Origin of the sequence: Pedobacter nototheniae (assembly GCF_004335085.1) — a bacterium.
Classification (GTDB): Bacteria; Bacteroidota; Bacteroidia; order Sphingobacteriales; family Sphingobacteriaceae; genus Pedobacter; species Pedobacter nototheniae.
Window position 1 is genome coordinate 170,703 of the sequence record NZ_RQRS01000006.1, and the last position, 22,782, is coordinate 193,484.

General features: G+C 35.3%; 16 protein-coding genes. 11 read left to right on the forward strand and 5 right to left on the reverse strand.

All coding sequences use genetic code 11. From position 1 onward, the window contains the following. Position 1 precedes the first annotated feature (1 nt). From EHC72_RS07610 to EHC72_RS07625, 4 genes are all read left to right on the forward strand, one after another. Positions 2 to 1,777 carry a RagB/SusD family nutrient uptake outer membrane protein gene (locus tag EHC72_RS07610; protein WP_131537078.1) on the forward strand — a complete coding sequence of 592 codons (1,776 nt, stop codon included), beginning with the start codon at positions 2 to 4 and terminating at the stop codon, positions 1,775 to 1,777. A 24-nt stretch (positions 1,778 to 1,801) separates the two neighbouring features. Further along, positions 1,802 to 2,497: a DUF3823 domain-containing protein gene (locus tag EHC72_RS07615; RefSeq protein WP_131537079.1), complete on the forward strand. Its 696-nt coding sequence runs from the start codon at positions 1,802 to 1,804 to the stop codon at positions 2,495 to 2,497. Between the two features lie 63 nt (positions 2,498 to 2,560). Then, positions 2,561 to 4,903 (forward strand): family 20 glycosylhydrolase, encoded by a 2,343-nt coding sequence (locus tag EHC72_RS07620; RefSeq protein WP_211660292.1) that lies wholly within the window; start codon positions 2,561 to 2,563, stop codon positions 4,901 to 4,903. 243 nt (positions 4,904 to 5,146) lie between these two features. Next, positions 5,147 to 5,719, forward strand: coding sequence for a DUF4256 domain-containing protein (locus tag EHC72_RS07625; protein ID WP_211660293.1), 573 nt, complete (start codon positions 5,147 to 5,149; stop codon positions 5,717 to 5,719). Between the two features lie 16 nt (positions 5,720 to 5,735). Here the strand turns inward: EHC72_RS07625 and EHC72_RS07630 are convergent, their stop codons facing one another. From EHC72_RS07630 to EHC72_RS07650, 5 genes are all read right to left on the reverse strand, one after another. Next, on the reverse strand, positions 5,736 to 6,605 hold the full coding sequence (locus EHC72_RS07630; RefSeq protein ID WP_131537080.1) for an alpha/beta hydrolase: 870 nt from the start codon (positions 6,603 to 6,605) through the stop codon (positions 5,736 to 5,738). 101 nt (positions 6,606 to 6,706) lie between these two features. Then, positions 6,707 to 7,537, reverse strand: a complete 831-nt coding sequence (locus EHC72_RS07635; RefSeq protein WP_131537081.1) for a helix-turn-helix domain-containing protein — start codon at positions 7,535 to 7,537, stop codon at positions 6,707 to 6,709. A gap of 18 nt (positions 7,538 to 7,555) precedes the next feature. Then, on the reverse strand, positions 7,556 to 8,686 hold the full coding sequence (locus tag EHC72_RS07640; protein ID WP_211660294.1) for an MBL fold metallo-hydrolase: 1,131 nt from the start codon (positions 8,684 to 8,686) through the stop codon (positions 7,556 to 7,558). A 30-nt stretch (positions 8,687 to 8,716) separates the two neighbouring features. Next, positions 8,717 to 9,757, reverse strand: coding sequence for an SDR family oxidoreductase (locus tag EHC72_RS07645; RefSeq protein ID WP_131537082.1), 1,041 nt, complete (start codon positions 9,755 to 9,757; stop codon positions 8,717 to 8,719). A 227-nt stretch (positions 9,758 to 9,984) separates the two neighbouring features. Further along, positions 9,985 to 10,557 carry a DUF1543 domain-containing protein gene (locus tag EHC72_RS07650; RefSeq protein WP_131537083.1) on the reverse strand — a complete coding sequence of 191 codons (573 nt, stop codon included), beginning with the start codon at positions 10,555 to 10,557 and terminating at the stop codon, positions 9,985 to 9,987. Between the two features lie 168 nt (positions 10,558 to 10,725). Between EHC72_RS07650 and EHC72_RS07655 the strand changes: the two genes are divergently transcribed. The 7 genes from EHC72_RS07655 (at position 10,726) to EHC72_RS07685 (ending at position 22,289) form a co-directional block, all read left to right on the forward strand. Continuing rightward, positions 10,726 to 12,465, forward strand: coding sequence for an FAD/NAD(P)-binding protein (locus EHC72_RS07655; RefSeq protein WP_131537084.1), 1,740 nt, complete (start codon positions 10,726 to 10,728; stop codon positions 12,463 to 12,465). A gap of 179 nt (positions 12,466 to 12,644) precedes the next feature. Then, positions 12,645 to 16,505, forward strand: a complete 3,861-nt coding sequence (locus tag EHC72_RS07660) for a TIM-barrel domain-containing protein (protein ID WP_131537085.1) — start codon at positions 12,645 to 12,647, stop codon at positions 16,503 to 16,505. Between the two features lie 170 nt (positions 16,506 to 16,675). Beyond that, complete coding sequence (locus EHC72_RS07665; protein WP_131537086.1) at positions 16,676 to 17,590, forward strand: DUF6268 family outer membrane beta-barrel protein; 915 nt, start codon at positions 16,676 to 16,678, stop codon at positions 17,588 to 17,590. Between the two features lie 173 nt (positions 17,591 to 17,763). After that, entirely contained in the window at positions 17,764 to 18,768 is a 1,005-nt protein-coding gene (locus tag EHC72_RS07670) for an LLM class flavin-dependent oxidoreductase (RefSeq protein ID WP_131537087.1), read from the forward strand. A gap of 28 nt (positions 18,769 to 18,796) precedes the next feature. Then, entirely contained in the window at positions 18,797 to 19,645 is an 849-nt protein-coding gene (locus tag EHC72_RS07675) for a helix-turn-helix domain-containing protein (protein WP_131537088.1), read from the forward strand. 98 nt (positions 19,646 to 19,743) lie between these two features. Continuing rightward, positions 19,744 to 21,084: an amidohydrolase gene (locus tag EHC72_RS07680; protein WP_131537089.1), complete on the forward strand. Its 1,341-nt coding sequence runs from the start codon at positions 19,744 to 19,746 to the stop codon at positions 21,082 to 21,084. A 290-nt stretch (positions 21,085 to 21,374) separates the two neighbouring features. After that, positions 21,375 to 22,289 (forward strand): metallophosphoesterase family protein, encoded by a 915-nt coding sequence (locus tag EHC72_RS07685; RefSeq protein ID WP_131537090.1) that lies wholly within the window; start codon positions 21,375 to 21,377, stop codon positions 22,287 to 22,289. Positions 22,290 to 22,782: the final 493 nt, after the last annotated feature.

The window sequence follows — 22,782 nt, forward strand, 5'->3', positions numbered from 1 at the left end:
TATGAAAAAAATTAGAATATATAGCCTGGTATTAGTGCTTTTAACAGGCGTAATATCCTGTAAAAAAGACTTTTTAGAAAGAGAGCCTAAAAACCTGGTATCAGAAGATGTTGCATACGGTAGCGTAAGTGGAATAACCGCATTAACGGTAACGCTTTACAATAATTTGCCCACCGAGGATTTTGATTATACCGTTAGTGATGAGGGTGGCTATCTATCAACCACAACAGATGAGGCAGTACGATCCTACGTTTGGGGTAATATTAATAATGCCATTATGGGAAATTGGTACGGCAACTGGGATTATTCGCGCATTAGAAGAGTGAATGATTTTATAGAAAAAATACCCAATGCAGTTATTGATAATGATTCGAAAAAACGCTTTTTAGCAGAAGCCAGATTTATACGTGCCTTTGAATATTTTTCTTTAGTAAAACGTTATGGCGGTGTACCTTTAGTTACTAAAGTACAGCAATATAAAACGGGAGATGATGTAGCAGGCTTAGTTGTTCAACGAAGTAAAGAGCAAGAAATTTACGATTTCATTTCTACAGAATTAGACGCTATTGTTGGCGATTTGCCCGAAAATTATGGAAATGATCCAGCTAATGCCTACCGTGTTAATAAATATGCCGCACTTGCTTTAAAATCCAGAGCAATGCTTTACGCGGCATCAAGCGCAAAATATGGAACTGTGCAACTTAATGGTTTGGTAGGAATTAACCCGAGCTTGGCAAACACATATTGGCAAAAAGCTATGGATGCCGCCGATTTAATTATCAAATCAAATAAATATAAATTGTATGATATTAACCCCGATAAGGCTGCGAATTTCCAACAGTTATTTTTAACACTTGGTAACCCTGAAGCGATTTTTACTAAGGTTTTTCAATCGCCTGATAAAGCCCACAGTTTCGATTTTTATAATGCACCACAAAGTTTTAGGGTAGATTATGGCAATGTAACAAACCCTACGCTAGAAATGGTGGAGGAATTTGAATATACAGATGGTTCACCAGGAACATTGAAGGTAAATGATGTAAGCGGAAACCCAATTGTTTATAACAAACCTACCGATTTGTTTAAGGATAAAGACCCAAGGATGTTCGCCACAATTTTAACGCCTTTTGATGCATGGCAAGGCGGTGTTGTAGAGGTAAGAAGGGGTGTAATTGATAATGGTGTAAAACATACTTCCGAAAGCCTATCAGCAGTTTATCCGGCTGGTGGTACATTCAATATTGTTGGTAAAGATGGCCCATTAACCACTAATGACCCAACAAAAACGGGCTTTTACATCAAAAAGTTTATGGATCCTGTAAACCGTGTTCCTTACGGAAGATCTACCACGCCGTGGATGGTTTTTCGCTATGCTGAAGTGCTTTTAAATTATGCTGAGGCAGCTTACGAACTTGGAAACAGTAATGCAGCAATAGATGCCGTGAATCTAATTCGCAAAAGAGCAGGGATAGCAACTGTAGGTGCAATCACGATTGATAAAATTAGGCACGAGAGAAAAGTAGAACTTGCGTTTGAAAATCACCGTTTCTGGGATATTCGCCGCTGGCACAATGCAACTTCCGTTTTAACTAATACACAGTTTCATGCCCTTTACCCGTGGATTATGTGGCAAAATGGAGTTGACCCAAGCAATATGAAATATACTTTTGAAAAAGCAGTTGCCCCAAAGCTTACACGTACTTTTCCTGAAAAGTTATACTTAGAGCCGCTGCCACAGCAAAACCCTCCATATATTCAAAATCCAGGTTATCAATAAGGTGAAAATATTAAAAAATATAAAATGAAAAAACTATTTATATATTTCTCTTTTTTACTATTTGTGTTTTTAAATGCATGTAAAAAAGATAATTACAAATTGCCAGATGCAGAACTTTATGGAAATATTATTGATGCAACAACTGGCAAAAATGTACCACAACAAACAAATGCAAGTGGTGGTTATCTACAACTTTTTCAAACAGATTACCCCAAGCCAACCGCAATACAAACGGCGTTACATGTTGATGGCAGTTATACCCGTGGTTTTATGTTTAGTGGCCATTATAAAGTGGTACCAACAGGACCTTTTTTCTATTTGGATACGCTAAATGTTAATGTAAACGGATCAACAAAGCTTGATATAAAAGTGATTCCCTTCCTTACCGTTACCAGCGAATTACTTAGCAAAACAGCTACCAGCATTACCATTAGGGTTAAAGTTGCCCAGCCAGCACAAAACACTCAAAAAATAGCTAGAATATTAGCCGTTGCAGCAACATTTAATACAGTTGATGTTAATAACTACAATAGCAATAGAGGCTTAACCAATACCGAAGCCATTGATAATGCGGTTGTTGTAAATACTAATTACGATTATACCATTACGGATTTAAAACCGGGCACACTTTATTATGTTCGTGGTGGGGGCAGAACAATAAATACCGGAAGTTATTATAATTATGCACCTATGTTAGCAGTAACTACAAATTCTCAATAAATTAGCTTCTCTAGTTGTAATGGGCTTCGTAAAACAAGCCCATTACTTTAAGTTCAATCCAATATGATGAAAAAAATAGCCTTAATTGTTAGTCTGGTAATTATTACGAACAGTTTTCTATTTGCGCAACGCGATAGCCTTATCGTTCAAACCGTAGCCAATATTCCCGTGCTAAAACTTGGCGATAAGAAAGTTATCCTTCCTCAAAGTCCAAAGGGATATAAATTGGTGTTAAGCGGGAGCGATCATATCCCAATTATTGATGCTTTAGGCAATATTACTGCCCCATTAGTTGCAACAAAAGTCAGCTTATATTTTCAGTTAATTAGCGAGGTAAGTGATACAATAAAGTATGATGTTTCAAGGCAAATTATTGTTCCTGGTAAATTTTCGGATGGCGGAATTAACCCCCAACCTTTCGTAATACCTGCTTTACGCGAATGGCATGGCAGTAAAGGCGAATTCTTTTTATCACCTAATAGCAGAATAGTATTAAATATTGCTGATGAAAAACAACTGCAAAAAGCTGCGGATATTTTAAGAGAAGATTTAAAAAATCAATCCGGATTTAGTTTGCCAATTGTAAAAGGCAAACCTAAAAAAGGAGATATTTTTTTAACCCTTAACACAAAAGATAAAACCATAGGTGAAGAAGGTTATTATTTTAATGTAGATGAATATATTTCAGTTAGCGCCATAAAATATCAAGGTTTATTTTGGGGAACAAGAACGCTGTTGCAATTGTTAGAGCAGAAAAAAGGTATTCCGAAAGGGGTAGCAAGAGATTATCCCGAATTTAAAGTTCGTGGTTTTGTGTTAGATGTTGGACGTAAATTTTTTAGCCTTCAATTTTTAAAAGATTACGTAAAATTTATGTCGTATTACAAAATGAATGACTTTCAAATTCATTTAAATGATAATGGTTTTAAAAAATATTTTAATGATAACTGGTCTGAAACCTATTCTGCCTTTCGTTTAGAAAACACAACGTACCCTGGGCTCACCGCAAAGGATGGATCTTACAGTAAAAAGGAATTTATGGCTTTGCAACAAATGGCTAACGATTATGCCGTACGTATTATTCCTGAAATTGATGCCCCTGCACATGCCTTGGCTTTTACTAAAGTTATTCCTGAAATTGCCAGTAAAGCATATGGAGCCGATCATCTTGATTTGCATAATCCACTTACTTATTCGGTAATGGAAAATGTTTTTAAAGAGTACATTGCTGGCGATAAGCCTGTGTTTATGGGTAAAACGGTTCATATTGGTACCGATGAGTACGCCAAAAAAGATGCTGAGGTTTTTAGGGATTTTACAGATCACATGATTAAATATGTAGAAGGATTTGGAAAAGATGTAAGGCTTTGGGGCGCATTAACTCATGCTAAGGGCACAACTCCCGTAAAGGTGAAAAATGTTACTATGAATACCTGGTACAATGGTTATGCTAACCCAATTGATATGAAGAAATTAGGCTATAAACAGATTAGCACACCCGATGGATGGCTTTATATTGTGCCCAATGCTGGTTATTATTATGATTATCTAAATATTAAAAATATTTATAATGAATGGACGCCTTCCATGATTGGTGATATAAGCTTTGAACCTGGCGATTCGACTATTTTAGGTGGCTCTTTTGCCGTTTGGAACGATATTGTAGGAAACGGAATTACAGAAAAGGATGTACACGATAGGGTATTTCCTGCAATGCAGGTACTGGCGCAAAAAATGTGGATAGGAGCCGATACAGCTATTAAGTTTGAGGATTTTAAGTTGTTGAGCAAAGAAATAGGAGAGGGACCAACATTGAACATTCGCGGTGAAATAACTAAAAGTAAAGCGCCATTTACAGTTTATTTTAATTTTGAGGGAAAAGACAAGAGAATAAAAACAGAAGGTGCAATTTATTCAAAAGGATATATCAAAAATGGACTGTCATTTTCTGGAAAAGATAGCTTTGCCAAGTTGCCTTATAAAGAAATAGGTTATAATTATACGATCTCTTTTTGGGTAAATCCTGCATCTAGCAATTCTGATGATGCTTTTCTGTTTAAATCTCCAAATGCTGTTGTAAAATTGAAACAAACTGGCACAGGTAAACTTGGTTTTTCAAGAGAGGGCTATAATATTGATTTTGGGTATGCGGTACCCGAAAATACTTGGACTCACTTGGTTATTACCGGAACCAATAAAGGAACCAGTTTATACGTTAATGGCAAGCTTGAAAAGCGATTGTACGATAATTATATTCTTTTTACAGATAAAGAGAAAACCAAAATGCGTAAATCGGAAACCTTGTTTTTTCCACTTCAAAATGTTGGTGGCTTTAATGGGAAGCTAGACGAGTTGCAAATTTGGAACAAAGTACTGTCAGATGAAGAAATATCTGTTTTGAAGTAATTAGAGTAACTAAGAAAACTGTTTAAATGTTTGTCTAAAAAATAATCGTCATTCTGAACTTGTTTCAGAATCTATCTTAAAAGACCCTGAACTAAATTCAGGGTGACGGAGTAAAATATTTAGTGAAATTTAAACAGTTTCTAAATGTCCTTTAAAAAGTGCATCTTATTGAAGGATATTTTGTGTTTTTAAGCTACCAATTATATTAATTATATCTTATTTTTGAATAAGACAATGCAAATTATGAGTATCGTAAAAAACAATAAGGAATTGCCTTCAAATGTACGTGAAGAATTACTTAACACTTTAAAAGCTCGTTTTAAAAAGAACAAAAACTTTCATAATGATATTGATTGGGAAGCTGTTGCTGCAAAATTAGAATCAAATCCAGCTAAACTTTGGTCGCTTAATGAGATGGAAAAAACAGGTGGCGAACCTGATGTTGTTGCTTACGATAAAACTACGGCAGAATACATTTTTTACGATTGCTCAACTGAAACACCAAAAGGACGCAGAAGCCTTTGTTACGATCGGGAGGCATTAGATGCTAGAAAAGAGCATAAACCCGAGAGTAGTGCGATTGATATGGCGACAGAAATGGGGGTTATTTTACTAAATGAAGAAGAATACCGGTACTTACATCAACTTGGAAAATTTGATACAAAAACATCAAGTTGGCTACAAACACCAACCAATATCCGAAAGCTTGGTGGTGCCATTTTTGCTGATTTCCGTTATAATACCATCTTTATATACCACAATGGTGCGCAATCATATTATGGAGTTAGGGGTTTTCGTGGCTCCCTAAGGGTTTAATATTTTTTTTGCTTTGCTACTCTTGAGTTTTTGGATATAAAAATTTAAATGCATTTGCTACAGCCGGATGAAGAATAGTTGCATGGTTTTCGGTAGGCAAATAATCGAAATGAACTTTTACGCGGTTACTTTTTGTGGTTTTTAATTTTTCAGCCAATAAATTTGCATCTACTTCCATTACTCTTGGTATTGCAGTTGGAGTTAGCCCTTCTTTACCTACGCCAATGTAAATGTCGGTTTGCTGGTTATAATTAGATTGTAAAATTTGTGAATTTTCATTCAATAGCGAACCATTATTCCACCATAAACTAGGACTTACAATAATATATTTGTTAAAAAGTGAAGGTTTTTTTAATAGAATTTCAGTTTCTAAAAGCCCACCTAATGATTGCCCAATTATAGTTTTAGAGCGATTTGTTTTATATTTTTTTTCTATAAATGGCTGTAATTCTTTTTCAATAAAAGCTATAAATCGATCAGAATGACCAGTTGTTGGATACTTTTTTTTATCCTCATCAATTGTTGATGGAAAAGTGAAATCCCTTCGTCTATCAACGGTTGCAATACCCACCACAATTGATTTTGGAACCTGATTTACCCATTCGAAACTATTAAACTGTACAAGGCCAACAATGTGAATAAAATCTTCATCGGCAGAGCCATCAAGTAAATAAATTACTGGATATTTAGTTGTATCGCTTTCGTTATAACCTTCTGGGAAATAAATGTTTAAAACCCTTTTTTCTGCTAATTCCTTTGATTGAATTTCATCTACTTTGCCCAATACAAAAGGTTTACCCGAATCTGTCTGTTTTGATTTATTAGCCTGACCGAAAGCCAATGTAGTGCATAAAATTAGAGGTATGATCGAAAAAAATCTATTCATTTTTAATGGCTGTACTTGTATTTTGGCAAACTTACAGCAAAATTTTGTACTTAAAGATGTCGCTGTTAATTTTGTTAAATAGTTTCTTTTTGATCCCTGATTTACTTCTCAATCGAAAGCGATAATGATGGATTTTTGGATTTTACATTATTGGCGATTTCAGTAGGCGTATGTCCAAATCGTTTTTTAAAGGTAAAGGAAAAATGTGATAGGTCTTCAAAGCCTAAATCAAGGTAAATATCACTTGGGCGATACCCTTTTTTCTGCAGTAGAAAATAAGCTTCCTCCAAGCGTTTTTTTATTAACCATTTATTTGGGGTTTCATTAAATGTTGACTGAAAATCTCGCTTAAAAGAAGATAAACTCCGGCCCGTTAAGTAGGCAAATCGCTCTATACTCACATTAAACTTGAAGTTTTTATTCATAAAAGCCTCCAGGTCAATTTTTCCTGGGATTCCAAAATCGAACAAAATGTTGGTGTATTCAGGATGTAATTGAAGGAGGATAAGCAATAATTCTTCTCTCTTCACATCTGCAAAGTTTAAAGGTAATTTCCCTTCTTCGCCATAATATGGCTGCAACGATTGTACAAAAGATGAGATTAATACATCTTGTTTAATTTCTAAAAATGCTTCATCAGATGCATAATTGACATGTGGCTGCTTGTGTTTGCTTAAAAAACTTTTTAAAAATGCTTCATCAAAAACAATAACGATTTTTTTGAACTCAGTTTTGTCCTTTTGTTTATTATAACGTACCAGTTGATTTTTTCTAATAATACAACAGTCTCCAGGCATTAGTACATGATGTTTTTTGCCATCATAACCATTCATTTTACCATTTATTAAAAATATAAAGATGTGTTCCTCTATAAACTGTTCGGGAGAGATTAATGGTCCCATATAGCATGATTTTATATCAGTAATTTTCATTTTATATTTTTTTAAACATTATTTAATTCCCTTCCACCATTGTTTAAAAGGTTGGTTGTTGCGGTCAATATAAATTATTTCTCCAATTAATGGAGTCGCCAGTTGATAAGGTTTACCTTCAGAAAGTTCGGTAATTTTAATCAATGGTTCATCCCAAGGGTGTTTTGCCAATGTAAATTTAGAATGATGAACAGGCAAAAGATGCTTCGCTTTTAAAGTTAAAGTTGCCTCTACAACCTCTTCAGGTAGTTCATGTACAGATTGCCATGCCTTATCGTATTGTCCACATTCCATAATAGCCCAATCTATGGCACCAAATTTTTTGTTTATTTTACTAAACCTTTCATCAAAACCGCCATCGCCGCTAATGTAAATTTTTGTGGTTGGAGATTGAATTAAGTACGACATCCAAAGTGATTGCCCGCTACTAAAAGCTCTACCACTTTCGTGATGTGAAGAAGTAGTGAAAATAGTAAAACCTTTGTCAATTTCCACTTTTTCATCCCAGTCTTTTTCTATAATTTGATGAGCAGAATAACCCCAATACTCAAAGTGTGCACCAACACCTAAACCACAAACTACATTTTTTACTTTGTTTTTTAATGCAACAATGGTTTCATAATCAAGGTGATCGTAATGGTCATGTGAAATAAGTAAGTAATCAATTTCCGGGAAATCGTTTGCGCTATACACATTACTCCCTTTGTAGGCTTTTACAGATACTGGCAAGGGCGAAGCTTTACCACTAAAATTAGGATCGATTAAAAATCTTTTGCCATTTAACTGAATAAATACAGATGAGTGCCCAAACCAAACGATTATGTTACTGTCTAATGGCAAATGCTTTAAATCATTTTTAACAGATGGAAGTGCCTCAACAGGGCTGCGGCGAGGCCATTTTTTAAACAATGTTTGATAAGTTTCGCCCAAAATGCTATAACCATCACTAATTGTCGGTTTCTCTACCAGGTTACGAAAACGTCCATTTTGGTAGTGGATAGATTGTTTTATTTTGTTAAGTCTATCGCCCGATGGCACCTTGCCAAACTGAGGTTGTTGGATATAAATTAAGGTTATAATGCCTAAAACAGCAATTATAGAAACCAGGATCATAACGGTCCACTTTAATATTTTAAAAAATCTTTTCATTTATTGTTTGGTCAATTCTTGCTATGGAATTTAAATATTTTTAAATTTTACCATACTTTCAACAGCAGCCAAAACAGCTTCTTTGTTGCTACGTGGTTGCCAGCCTAAAATAGTTTTTGCTTTTTCATTGCTTGCATTTCTATTTACGCCTAACATTGGAGCAATGGCTTTTGCCTTATCATTAAATAAAGCGGCAATTTTAACCTGCCAGTTGGCCAATACTTTGGTAGAAATATGCTTAGCCGCACTGGGCATTTTTTCCTTTAACAGTTGTGCTATTTGAGGAAGGGATAGCGTACCATCAGATAAAGCCAAAAAACGCTGCCCATTTGCTTTCGGATTTTCCATTGCTCTAATGTGTAAATCAATCAAATCACGCACATCAACAATACCCATTACTAAATTAGGAATGGCTTTCATTGTACCATCTATCATGTTTTTTAAAAGCTCGAACCCACTAGATAAAACTGGACTTAATGATGGTCCAAAAATTCCGGTAGGGTTAATTACAGAAAGTTCTAAACCTTTACCTTCGTTTTCTATAAAGCTCCAGGCTGCACGCTCTGCTAAAACCTTCGATTTATTATAGGCAGATAATCCTTTTTCATTGGGATCTGTCCAATCGTTTTCTGTAATAAAGGTGTTTTTATCTTTGTGGCTATAACCAACTGCACCAAAATTAGATGTTAAAACTACGCGTTTAACACCCGCTTTTTTTGCTGCTTTTAAAACCCTGATGGTTCCATCAACGGCTGGCCGTATCATTTCGTCCTCGTGTTTTGGAAGTTTTAAATGAATGGGGGATGCAATGTGCAAAACATATTTGCAGCCTTTTACGGCTTCATCCCAATTATTATCACTGGTTAAATCAGTTTCTATAAAAGATAGATTTGCAAAATCGTTAATGCCACCAATTTGTAGCATTTCAATAATATCATCTTTTCTTTTTAAAGATCGAAGAGTGGTTCTTACACGATAGCCTTTTTGCAATAATTGAAGAATAGCCTGAGCACCAACAAAACCTGTTCCGCCAGTTACCAGCACCAGGGGATTATTATTTAAATCAATCATCGTTTTACGCCTTAATTAAACCTAATGTACCAAAACTTATTTTAGCGGACATTACCACCTTTATATTTAAACTTGTCATTTCTTTTAAATTTGATTTAACAAAGTTCAATAAAAAATAGACTGGTAGTTTTGTTGTAAAGTCCAGATTGCTTTGTTGAAAAGCTCAGTTGTATGTGGTAAATTAAAGAGTAGACAGAAAAACTGTAGTAAGTAAATTAATTAATGAGCTACAATTTATCCAATTTGAAGTAGCCTAAATGAATTTCATCCTCAAATGATTCTGTTGTGGGCGTAATTTGAATGCGATACAATTTCTTTAAATCATCATCCAATATATCTTCCATTTTATAAATTTCATCCACATCTATTCCGTACTTTTCATCAATATGAGCATTGGCACCTTTTAAAGAATTTGTTTTAAAAAACACAGCTTTTTTTGCATGTTGCACAGCTATGGCACGGTTTTCTTGCACGGTTAAAATTGTATAATGCTGTTCTTCCAGTTTATTTTGTTGGTAGCCACCCAAATTAATGAAGAAAAGATGTTGTTCATTCTCCTCAAAGGTAGAAAGCCGGGGGATAATGCTAATTTTATAGCCATTAACAACATTTACTTCACGCCATCCATCAACATGCAAACTCGAACCCGCTTCGGGCCAAAACGCCTTAATTTGAGGAACAAGTTCTTTAAGTGAGCGGGCAATTCCAAAAAAATAATCATGCTGTTCTACATTCCTTTTAGGTGCTTTAGAACCTAATAACAATTGATAAAGCTTTAATTCTGGCTGTGCTTGCTCCATATTTTTCCCCTTTTAATAAATACTGATTTTTATAAACACATATATCAACAATTGGTTTCCCAAACAACTATTTATACGTATTAAAATGCAATTAGATTATTTTTAAAACAATTAGCGGTTTTTAAGATTATATACTTCGAGATTGAAAAACTCAATTAAATTAAAGACATGGTTAAAAAACGCATTGCAATACTTGGTGGCGGTCCTAGCGGACTTTTCATGTTTAAAAGATTAATAGAATCTGGAAATAGAGATTACGAAATTGAGATTTTCGAACGTAAAAATCATTTAGGTATGGGTATGCCTTACAGTGCAGAGGGCGCAAATGATGAGCACATAACGAATGTTTCTGATAACGAAATTCCAACCATTTTCAATCACATTGCAGAATGGGTTAAGGTTGCTCCAGAGCCATTACTTAAGCGTTTTAATATTATTCCTGAAAAGTATAATGAATATAAAGTTTTGCCCCGTTTATTTTTTGGTGAATACCTTTCTGCACAGTTTGATTTATTGATAAAACAAGCTGATGAACGAGATATACCTGTCAAAATACACCTTAATTCCAATGTTTTGGATATTATTGATGTACCCAATGAAAATAAAGTAGAGATTATAATTGAGGATCAGAAAAATGCTTATTTTGATGTTGCCGTAATTTGCATTGGGCACAATTGGCCTAAAAAAAATGAAGGTAAAATTGCAGGATATTTTGATTCGCCATACCCACCTAAAAAACTTGCCTTAAAGTTAAATCACCCAGTAGGACTAAAAGGTGCTTCATTAACTGCAATTGATGCCGTTAGAACTTTAGCCCGTCAAAACGGAAATTTTTACGAAGGGAGTGATGGAAAGTTATGCTTCGATCTTGATCCTGATAGCGAAGGTTTTAAAATGATAATGCACTCCAGAAATGGGTTGCTGCCAGCCATTCGTTTCCATTTGGAAGATTCTCACTTAGGTAAAGATGCCACATTAAGTAAGGCTGAAATTGCAGCGAGTATTGCAGATAACGATGGATTTCTTTCTTTAGATTATATATTCGACAAGAATTTTAAGGAAATGTTCATCACTAAAGAGCCTAGCTTTTACGAGCGGATTAAGGATATGAATATTGAAGCTTTTGTAGAGGCTATGATGAATTTAAGAGAGCGTGAAAATCCATTTGAACTATTTAAAAAGGAATATGTAGAGGCCGAACGATCGATTAAAAGAAAGGAATCTATTTATTGGAAGGAAATGCTCGCCGTATTAAGTTTTGCAATGAATTACCCTGCAAAATACCTATCTGCAGAAGATATGCAGCGGCTTCAAAAAGTACTTATGCCGCTTATTTCTTTGGTTATTGCCTTTGTGCCGCAAAGTTCTTGTAGAGAATTAATGGCTTTAAATGATGCAGGATTACTTGATTTAGTTGCTGTTGGCGACGATAGTGAAGTAAAACCTGATACAAATGGTGGCGCAAATTATATGTATACAAATGAATGTGAAGAAGAGGTAAACATACATTTTGATACTTTTGTAGATTGTGTTGGTCAGCCACATTTATCATTTGATGATTTTCCTTTTAAAGGATTAGTAGAAGGCAAAACCGTTAGTGCCGCACGTTTAAAATTTAGTGATGCAGCAAATGGCAAGTCCGAACTTGAAAAGGGAAATAAATTGGTAGAAAAAGAGGCAGACGAATATTACCTTAAAGTGCCTGGAATAACTATAAACGATACTTTTCAGGTGGTTGATAAAAACGGCGAAGCCAATAAACGCATTTATATTATGGCAGTGCCTTATATTGGAGGTTACAATCCAGATTATTCGGGTATCGATTTTTGCGAAGCAGCATCAGAAAGTATTATCGCATCTTTAGAAATAAATTCGGCTACTGCTCTAAAACAAGAAATTAATCTTTAATAATAAAAAGTCAGGTGGCTTTTTATTATTAACTTATTGTGTAACTTTTTTAAAGTTGAAGCCAAATATCAAACGTTTGCGCTATGATTTAATGAGAGCAAATCTTTTATAATAATTAGATTAGCCTAACTCAACAAAATTCTCTAACTATTAATAGAGAATTTGCCAAAATCAGTATAATGAAAATGTTTCTATCTTCTAACCAAAAAAAAGCAACGCTGCTTGCACTTACATTTCCTTTATTTTTTTCCTCATCGCCAATATTTGCAAACCAAAAAGTAAGCCCTGTAAAAACGGTTTACAAACAACCTCAAACGGTAATTGGAGCAAGGAAAATTAATTCTACAACAATTGAAGTTTTACTTTCAGATAATCAACGATTGACTTTAGATTTTTATGGAGATAATATCTTTAGACTTTTTCAGGATAATTCTGGAGGTTTTATTAGAGATCCCGAAGCCAAGCCTGATGCTAAAATTTTAGTTGAAAACCCTCGAAAACCAGTTTCGAAACTGAATGTAACGGATGAAAATAATCAGATTGTTATCTCTACAGGGAAAATAACGGTTCAAATAAATAAAAGTAACGCTTTGCTTAAGGTTATTAACCAAGCTACCAAAGCCGTGGTAGTAGAAGAAATAGAGCCAATCCGTTTCGAAAAGGGAAAAGTAACCCTTATCCTAAAAGAAAACCCTCAGGAATATTTTTATGGTGGAGGGGTTCAAAATGGGCGCTTCTCTCATAAAGGGAAAGCAATTGCTATAGAAAATCAAAACAGTTGGACGGATGGAGGAGTTGCCTCACCTACACCATACTATTGGTCTACAAATGGCTATGCAGTAATGTGGTATACTTTTGCAAAAGGTAATTATGATTTCGGGGCTAAAGAAAAAGGGCTGGTTAAATTATCTCATGATTCTAATTATTTAGATGCCTTTTTTATGGTAAATGATGACGCAGTACCTCTTTTAAATGATTTTTATCAGCTAACAGGCAACCCTATATTATTGCCGAAATTTGGTTTTTATCAAGGACATTTAAATGCTTACAACCGCGATTTTTGGAAGGAAGATGAAAAAGGTATTTTGTTTGAAGATGGAAAGCGATATAAAGAAAGCCAAAAGGATAACGGAGGAATTAAAGAATCGCTTAATGGCGAAAAAAATAATTACCAGTTTTCCGCCCGTGCCGTAATTGATAGATATAAAAAAAATGATATGCCTTTGGGCTGGATACTTCCAAATGATGGTTATGGTGCAGGTTACGGCCAAACAGAAACTTTAGATGGTAATATTCAAAACCTTAAAAGTTTAGGTGATTACGCCCGTAAAAACGGTGTAGAAATAGGTTTGTGGACACAGTCTGATCTTCATCCAAAATCATCAATAAGTGCATTATTACAACGTGATATTATTAAAGAGGTTAGAGATGCGGGTGTTCGGGTGCTTAAAACCGATGTTGCGTGGGTAGGAGCGGGTTACTCATTTGGACTTAATGGCGTTGCGGATGCTGCTCAAATTATGCCTTATTATGGCAATACAAGCAGGCCATTTATTATCTCTTTGGATGGTTGGGCAGGTACACAGCGTTATGCAAGTGTTTGGTCTGGAGATCAAACCGGTGGCGTTTGGGAATATATTCGCTTTCATATTCCTACTTATATTGGTTCAGGCTTATCCGGTCAGCCGAATATTACTTCGGATATGGATGGGATTTTTGGCGGTAAAAACTTAGCCATTAATACTAGAGATTTCCAATGGAAAACATTTACGCCAATGGAATTAAATATGGATGGATGGGGCGCCAATGAAAAATATCCTCACGCATTAGGCGAGCCTGTTGCCTCAATTAATCGTAATTATTTAAAGCTAAAAGCAGAGCTGATTCCTTATACCTATAGCATTGCAAAAGAAGCTGTAACCGGCTTGCCGATGATAAGAGCGATGTTTTTGGAGTATCCAAATGCTTATACAAACGGAACAGCAACACAGTACCAATATTTGTACGGACCTTATTTTTTAGTTGCGCCAATTTATCAGGAAACAAAAACTGATAATAAAGGTAACGATGTACGTAATGGAATTTACTTGCCAGAAGGCGTTTGGATTGATTATTTTACAGGAGAAAAATATACAGGAAACTGCATATTAAATAGTTTCGATGCACCGTTATGGAAATTGCCGGTATTTGTGAAAGCGGGAGCCATTATTCCAATGGCAAATCCAAATAATAACGTAGCAGAGATTAATAAAGGCATCCGGAAGTATGAACTTTACCCTGCAGGAAAAAGTTCGTTTACAGAATATGATGATGATGGCAGCACAGAGGCTTATAAATTAGGTAAAGGCGTTTCTACATGGATTGAATCTAATCTTGATAAAAATGAAGCCACCGTAATTATTCATCAAGCCAAAGGTGACTTTGATGGCTTCGTAAAAGAGAAGGCAACCGAATTTGTTTTTAATGTTACCGAAAAACCAAAGCGATTAACAGCAAAGATTGGGAATTCAAAAATTAAATTAGTAGAGGTAAATTCAAAAGAAGATTTCTTGAAAAATGAGAATGTATATTTCTATGAAGAGGCACCCAACTTAAACAAATTTGCAACAAAGGGCAGTGATTTTGAAAAGATTGCTATAATTAAAAACCCTCAGGTTTTAGTAAAACTAGCCTCTACAGATATTACTGCTAACGAAATAACTGTTGGTATAGATGGCTTTAAATTTGCCCCAACTGATAAGCATAGAATTTCTTCTGGCAAATTAACGCCCCCACTTAATGCAGTTATTTCTGATAAAAATACAGAAGCTTATACCCTTAAACCTAGCTGGAGCAAGGTAGAGCATGCTGATTTTTACGAAATAGATTTTAATGGCATGCATTACACAACCATTAAAGATACCACTCTTTTATTTGAAGGATTAACAGCAGAAACAGTTTATTCATTTAAACTACGTGCCGTAAATAAAGATGGCTATTCTGATTGGACAGAAGTTAAAGCCAAAACAAAGGCTAATCCTCTTGAATTTGCAATTCAGGGTATTGTTGCCGAAACAACTGCCGAAAATCAGGAAGGTTCTGAAATTGATAAGCTTTTTGATTTTGATGAAGGCAACATGTGGCACACAAAATGGGGCACTAAAGCGGTTCCTTTTGATATGGTTATTGATTTAAAATCTATTAATCAACTCGAAAAATTCCAGTATTTACCACGCACAGGTAGAGGGAATGGAATTTTACTTAAGGGTAAAGTGTTTTACGGCAATAATAAAGAAAACTGGACAGAGGCAGGCTCATTTGAATGGAAAAATACCGGCGATGTTAAAACATTCAATTTTGATAACCATCCAACTGCCCGCTATGTAAAATTGGTAATTACCGATGGCGTTGGTGGCTTTGGTTCAGGTCGTGAATTATACATATTTAAGGTTCCTGGTACTGAAAGTTATCTTCCGGGCGATATTAATAATGACCATTTAATTGATAAGAACGATTTAACTTCTTACACCAATTATACCGGTTTAAGAAAAGGTGATGCAGATTTTGAGGGTTATATCAGCAATGGCGACATTAATAAAAATAACCTGATTGATGCCTATGATATTTCAGTGGTGGCAACACAATTGGATGGTGGAGTAAGCCAGGAGAAAATTGATAAAGTAGCTGGTAAAATTGAAATTAGTACTGCAAAACAGGCTTACAATAAGGATGAAATTGTAGAAATTAAGGTGAAAGGAATTAACCTTAAATCTGTTAATGCATTAAGTTTCGCTTTGCCTTACAACCCCCAGGATTACGATTTTGTAAGTGTAAAAGCTTTAAACATAAAGCAAATGGATAACCTAACAAATGATAGATTGCATACCAATGGCGATAAAGTATTATACCCAACTTTTGTAAACCTAGGTACGCAGGAAGCTTTATCGGGAAATACAGATTTATTTATTTTGAAATTAAAAGCTAAGCGTAAGGTTAAATTTGAACTTAAAACACAGAATGGATTTTTAGTAGATAAAGATCTTAATTCAGTTCAGTTTTAATAAACTACAACAATAAATGCTGATCTATTAGTTTTTATTAAGATCAACAAAAAATATTTAATTCTAATTAAGGCTGCTGGTGGTTACCAGTGGCCTTTTTAATTTATTTTTTCTTTTTTGTAGGGTAATCACTTTTGTGCGTGTCTAGCTTTTATAAGATTAGACAAAACATGAAAATATTACATTATCTATTTATTATTAGCTTACTTTTTATCAGTTCTCATTTATCAGCGCAGAGTGTGTTTTCAGGGCAAATAAAGGCCGAATACATTCCTTTTTCAAACTATGTAAGACCGATCGATAGTCTTAAAACCGGCTCCACAAGTGATTTCAAAAGAATTCAAGCCACTTTTAATATTCCAATTTCTACAAAAGTAGATGAGCAAGGCAGACCAAAAGTATGGGCTATTGCAATGGAAGGATCTTACGCAAAAATGAATAACAGAAATTATGAAGACGCGATATTTCCTACACAATTATTAAATGCCCAAATCGGTCTAATTCATTCAAGGCCAATTGGCAAAACTTGGTCTATTATGGCAATGGCTTCCATTGGTGTTTATACTGATATGGAAAAAATTTCATCAAAAGATTTTTTGGCGCAAGGAGGTGTTTTATTTATCAAACATTTTAAACCCAATTTAGCATTTGGTTTTGGTCCAATATTAACCAATACCTTTGGTGTGCCAATGGTTTTACCTGGCCTTTATTTTGATTGGACAACACAAGGAAGGTATAAATTGCACATAAATTTTCCGCAAGGTGTTGAGTTCGGTGCTAAATTAAATAATGCAATAGAGCTTAAAGCTGTTGTAGAACTTAGTGGCATGACGGCCGAAGTTAATCGAAATAACAATTCTATGCTTTTGGGTTATCAGCAAATCATCGCTGGCCTACGCCCCGAATTTAAACTTAGTAAGTCCTTAACACTTCAATTAACTGGAGGCACAACACTTACCCGTTCTTTTTCGGTAAGTAGCCGCAGACTAAAAGATTTCTTTAAAATGAAGGATGAAGCCGATCCACGTTTTACAACAACTGCTTATGGAGCGGCAACATTAAAATGGAATTTTACTAAACATTAACTATTTCCATCATTTAAATTAGGATTGAAAACCCATTTTTATTGCTTTAAACTATCAATAAGTCACTTTTTATATAATAAATGCTTAATGTTTGGTTACCGTCATATGTATGCGCCGAATAAAATTTGGAAAGCATTAACCTTAACTTTGCATCAGCAATTTAAATAAGAACAATGACTGGCAAAAGCTTAAAAGATATATCATACTCTCTCCTTGATTTGGCAACCGTATTGGATGGAAAAACCCCTGCAGATACATTTGTAAACAGTTTAGAATTAGCCAAAGCGGCAGAAACACTTGGATATACAAGATATTGGTTTGCCGAGCATCATAATATGGTTGGCGTTGCAAGTTCTGCTACGGCAATTCTAATTGGTTATGTTGCTGGCGGTACAAAAACCATTAGGGTAGGTTCGGGTGGTATTATGTTGCCAAACCATGCACCCCTGGTAGTTGCAGAGCAATTTGGAACGTTGGCTTCTTTATATCCAAACCGTATTGATTTAGGTTTAGGCAGGGCGCCAGGTACCGATCAGGTAACGGCTATGGCAATTAGAGGAGAAAACTTTAATGCAGTACACAGTTTTCCACGAGATATACAGCGGTTGCAGCAGTTTTTTGATGCCGGTAATCAACACAGCAATTTAAGGGCAATTCCTGGAGAGGGCTTAGATATTCCAATCTGGATTTTAGGAAGCAGTACCGATAGTGCCAAACTTGCCGCTTTAATGGGTTTACCATATGCTTTTGCAAGTCATTTTGCACCAACTCATTTTGCCGAGGCCGTTAACATTTATCGCACAAATTTTAAACCATCGCAATATTTACAAGCACCTTATGTAATTGCCTGTGTAAATGTGGTTGCTGCCGATACCACCGTAGAAGCAGAGCGATTAACCACATCGCTAAAACAATTCTTTATGGGCGTAGTAACTGGAAAACGCGAACGCTTAAAACCACCCGTTGATAATATGTACAATATTTGGAATGAATATGAAGAAGAAGCCGTTGAACAAATGCTAGCCTATTCTTTTGTTGGCGATAAAGCGTTGATTAAAGAAAAAATCTCCTTATTTATCAACCAATTTGGTGTCGACGAAATTATGGCAACTTCACATATTTATGATCATCAGGCAAAACTTTATTCTAATAAACTACTAGCAGAAGTATTTGCATAGAGTATAAAGGATTTTGTATTTTTCAGCAGTGAAAGCAAAAGCCAATATACCCGTACTTGGAATCAACGAATTTCAGGTGGATCAGGAAGCTGATAACAGTTTTCAGTACCATCAAATTGTTGGCGCAAGGCACATTGAGAAACCACATATACATGATTTTTTTCTTTTCCTTTTATTTAAGGACGGAAGCGGCGTGCATACTGTTGATTTTGAAGCATACGAGGTAAAACCAAAACAATTGCATCTGCTATTTCCAGGGCAGGTGCACTCCTGGCAATTAGGCCCAAGTACCAATGCCGTTCAGGTAATGGTGCACAGGCGGGTTTTTGAAACTTTTGCAAGTGCATTAAAGCACGATTTTGTGCACTATCAAAAACATCCCGTTTTAAATTTAAGTGTAGAAACCTTTCAGCAATTGCTACACGAGTTTCACTCCATAAAATCAGAACTTAATAAAAAGCCCGTTTACTTGGATATTATAAATTCGAGGTGTAAAATTATTGCCCAGATGGCGAGCCGTGAGGCAGAAGAAAAGTTTGAGGATTTAAAAGTTTATCATACCAAGCCTATCCTAATCGATTACCTTTCGCTAATTGATTTAAATTATAAAGAAGAGCGATCTGTTGCTTTTTATGCCGAAAAGCTAAATATAACAGCCAATTACCTTAATATTTTGGTTCAAAAACATTTCAATACTTCCGCTACTTCATTAATACATAATAGGCTAGCATTGGAGGCAAAAAGATTATTACTTACCTCAAACGGTAGCATTAAGGAAATTGCCTATACACTGGGCTTTTATGATTTGGCCTATTTCTCTAAATTTTTTAAACTTCAAACTGGCGTAAGCCCACGCAAATTTAGGATGCCATTGTAAATAATTATTTCGTTTGTTATAAATGGTACAAGTTATGGCATGATTTATACTATCGGTTTGCGGTTTCGACTATTAAATTTGTATAAAAAGTATAAGTTATGTCGGTACAACCCATCACACGCAAAGATTTTATTAAAAATTCATCCATTTTGCTGGCTGCAGGAAGTAGCATCTTTGCTGCAACGCCATCTATAGCCGCCGAGAGCGAAAAATCGAATCCGCTGGTAGCAGCAAATAGTTTTACGTTAAAAAATGTAAAATTAGAAACTGGTTTTGAATATGAAGAAGATGAGGTGGTGCATACTAAAACAGAATTATTTACTGTAGAAATTAGCGATGGAAAAATAAAAGCCATTTTACCAAATAAGGCAAATGCCAATGCAATTGATGCAAAAGGATTACTCATGTTGCCAGCATTTAGGGATATGCATATTCATTTGGATAAAACCTGGTACGGTTTGCCTTGGAAAGCAAACTCCAACAAGCGCCGATCGGTAAAGGATATGATTGCTCATGAGCAAAAAATTATTCCTGAACTACTTAAAACCTCAGTTCCTCGAACCGAAAAACTAATTGAGTTGCTGCAAAGTTACGGTACAAATTATGCCCGTAGCCACGTAAATATTGAACCAACCTCGGGTTTAAACTCCTTGAAAAACTTGCAAAAGGCTTTAGATAATAAAAAAGATTCCTTTCATGCAGAATTGGTTGCTTTTCCTCAGCATGGTATTTACTACACCAAATCAGAAGATTTAATGAAGGAAGCCGCTAAAATGGACATAGATTTTATCGGTGGTTTAGATCCTTTTTCAATTGACGGCGCCATAGAAAAACATATGGATTTTGTAGTTCAACTTGCACTGGATAACAACAAAGGCATTGATATTCATTTACACGAATCGGGAGAATCAGGTTTAAAAACAATCAACTATTTAATTGATAAAGTAATAGAAAACCCAGTGCTAAAGGGTAAAACCTTTGTTAGTCATAGTTTCGCACTTGCCAGTTTGGATAAAGCTAAAACAGAAGAAATAGCCGAAAAACTAGGTCATGCAAAAGTAGGTATAGCATCTACAATACCATTTGGACGTACCATTATGCCCATACCAACGCTTTATAAATATGGTGTAGATGTTGTGGCGGGGAATGATTGCATTATTGATTGGTGGAATACCTTTGGAAGCGGTAGCATTTTGCAAAAAGCAAATATGGCGGCTCAGCTTTATGGTTATCGTTCGGAATTTGATCTTTCACGAATTTTAAAATTAGCAACACATAATATTTTGCCACTGGATGATAAAGGAAATCAGAGTTGGCCTAAACCTGGCGATCAGGCTGATGTGGTACTCGTTGATGCAAGTTGTTCTTCAGAAGCAGTTTCCAGAATTTCGCCCGTAAAATCATTAATCCACAAAGGCAATATTGTATTTATGAAATAAAGAAATCTTCAACCTGGATAGATATAATAATTAAGCGCTATTGTTAATCTATTTAGCTATGTTAACCCATCTTTTTTGTAAACTGGCAAGGATTACGTTCCTTGCCAGTTTTTTTTATGTTGACCATTTAGCTTTGCTATTCTTAACAAATAGATAATATGTAAAGAGTACTATATTTAATTCTAAATGGCTTTTTTTGCTCAGAAATTAGGAAGGGAAGGAGTGCTTATAATTTGGATTCTAATAATGAGTTATAAAAATCCCATTACCTAAAAAACTAAGCACACAATATGAAAAGAAGAAGTTTATTAAAAGCCCTTCCTATAGCTACAGCGGCACTTGCCCTTGGCAATTTGGGTAACATGGCAGTGGCAGCTCCTACAGAATCAGAAAAGAAAAAGAAACTTGTTTTAACGATTGCACACATTACCGATGTGCACATTAGGCAAGGTGATAATGCCCCAGCTAGATTTGAAAAATGTTTGGAAGAAATTAAAAAGCTCAAAGTAGACTTTTTTCTTAACGGAGGCGATAGTATACATGCTGCCGATTATGATGATATTAAAAGAGAAAGTGTAACCGAACAATGGGGTATTTGGGATAGTTGCATCAAACAGATTGCAGATTATGAAGTGCACAGTTGCATAGGGAACCACGACATTTGGTGGGCAGCTCCATCAAAAGATGATGAAATGTACGGCAAAAATTATGTGGTGAAAAGGTTAAAAATTCCCAACCGTTATTACAGTTTTGCTAAAAATGGCTGGCATTTTATCATCCTGGATGGAAATAATAAAAATACATCACTGGATGAAGAACAATTTAAATGGCTTGAGGCACAATTGGATCAACTGCCACAAAATACACCCGTTTTATTAATGTCGCACTACCCAATTTTAACAGTAACCAGTAGTTGGGAAGGCGGCCAACATGGAGATCATAAAGAGCTAAAGCAACTGTTTTACAAGCATCAAGATAAAGTTAAAGTTTGTTTAAGTGGTCATCAGCATTTGTTGGATCGTGCCTGGTATAACGGTGTAGAATATTATTGTAACGGTGCAATGAGTGGTTTTTGGTGGGGTAAGGGCGATAAAAAATCTGCCAAACCATATTATTTTCAAGAAACGCCACCAGGTTATGCCATTTTAAAACTATACAGTGATGGTACACTCGAAAATAAATATATTGAAACAGAGCAAGCTTAAAATTTCATTTAAAAGGTTCATTTCTTAAACGATTTGAACCTTTTTGCTTTGAAGAGCAATGGTAAGTGGTAGGCAATGTTCCCTATTAGAGAGGCATTGTTCCCTGTTAGAGAGGCAATGTTCCCTATTAGAGAGGCAATGTTCCCTATTAGAGAGGCAATGTTCCCTGTTAGAGAGGCATTGTTCCCTATTGGAGAGGCATTGTTCCCTATTAGAGAGGCATTGTTCCCTATTGGAGAGGCAATGTTCCCTGTTAGGGAGGGATTGTTCCCTATTGGAGAGGCATTGTTCCCTATTAGAGAGAGTGTAAATTAGATTGTGTAAACTGTTTAGAGTCTACATCTATTCTCAAAGATAATTAAATACGGGTCTGTTCAATAAACTGTGTCAAAAAGAAAATTAATAACTTTAAACATAGGAATTATGTCAGATCAACAAGAAGAGCAGCACTTCAATTATAAAGCATTTGAAGATTCAGCTTTAGAGCAGCTAC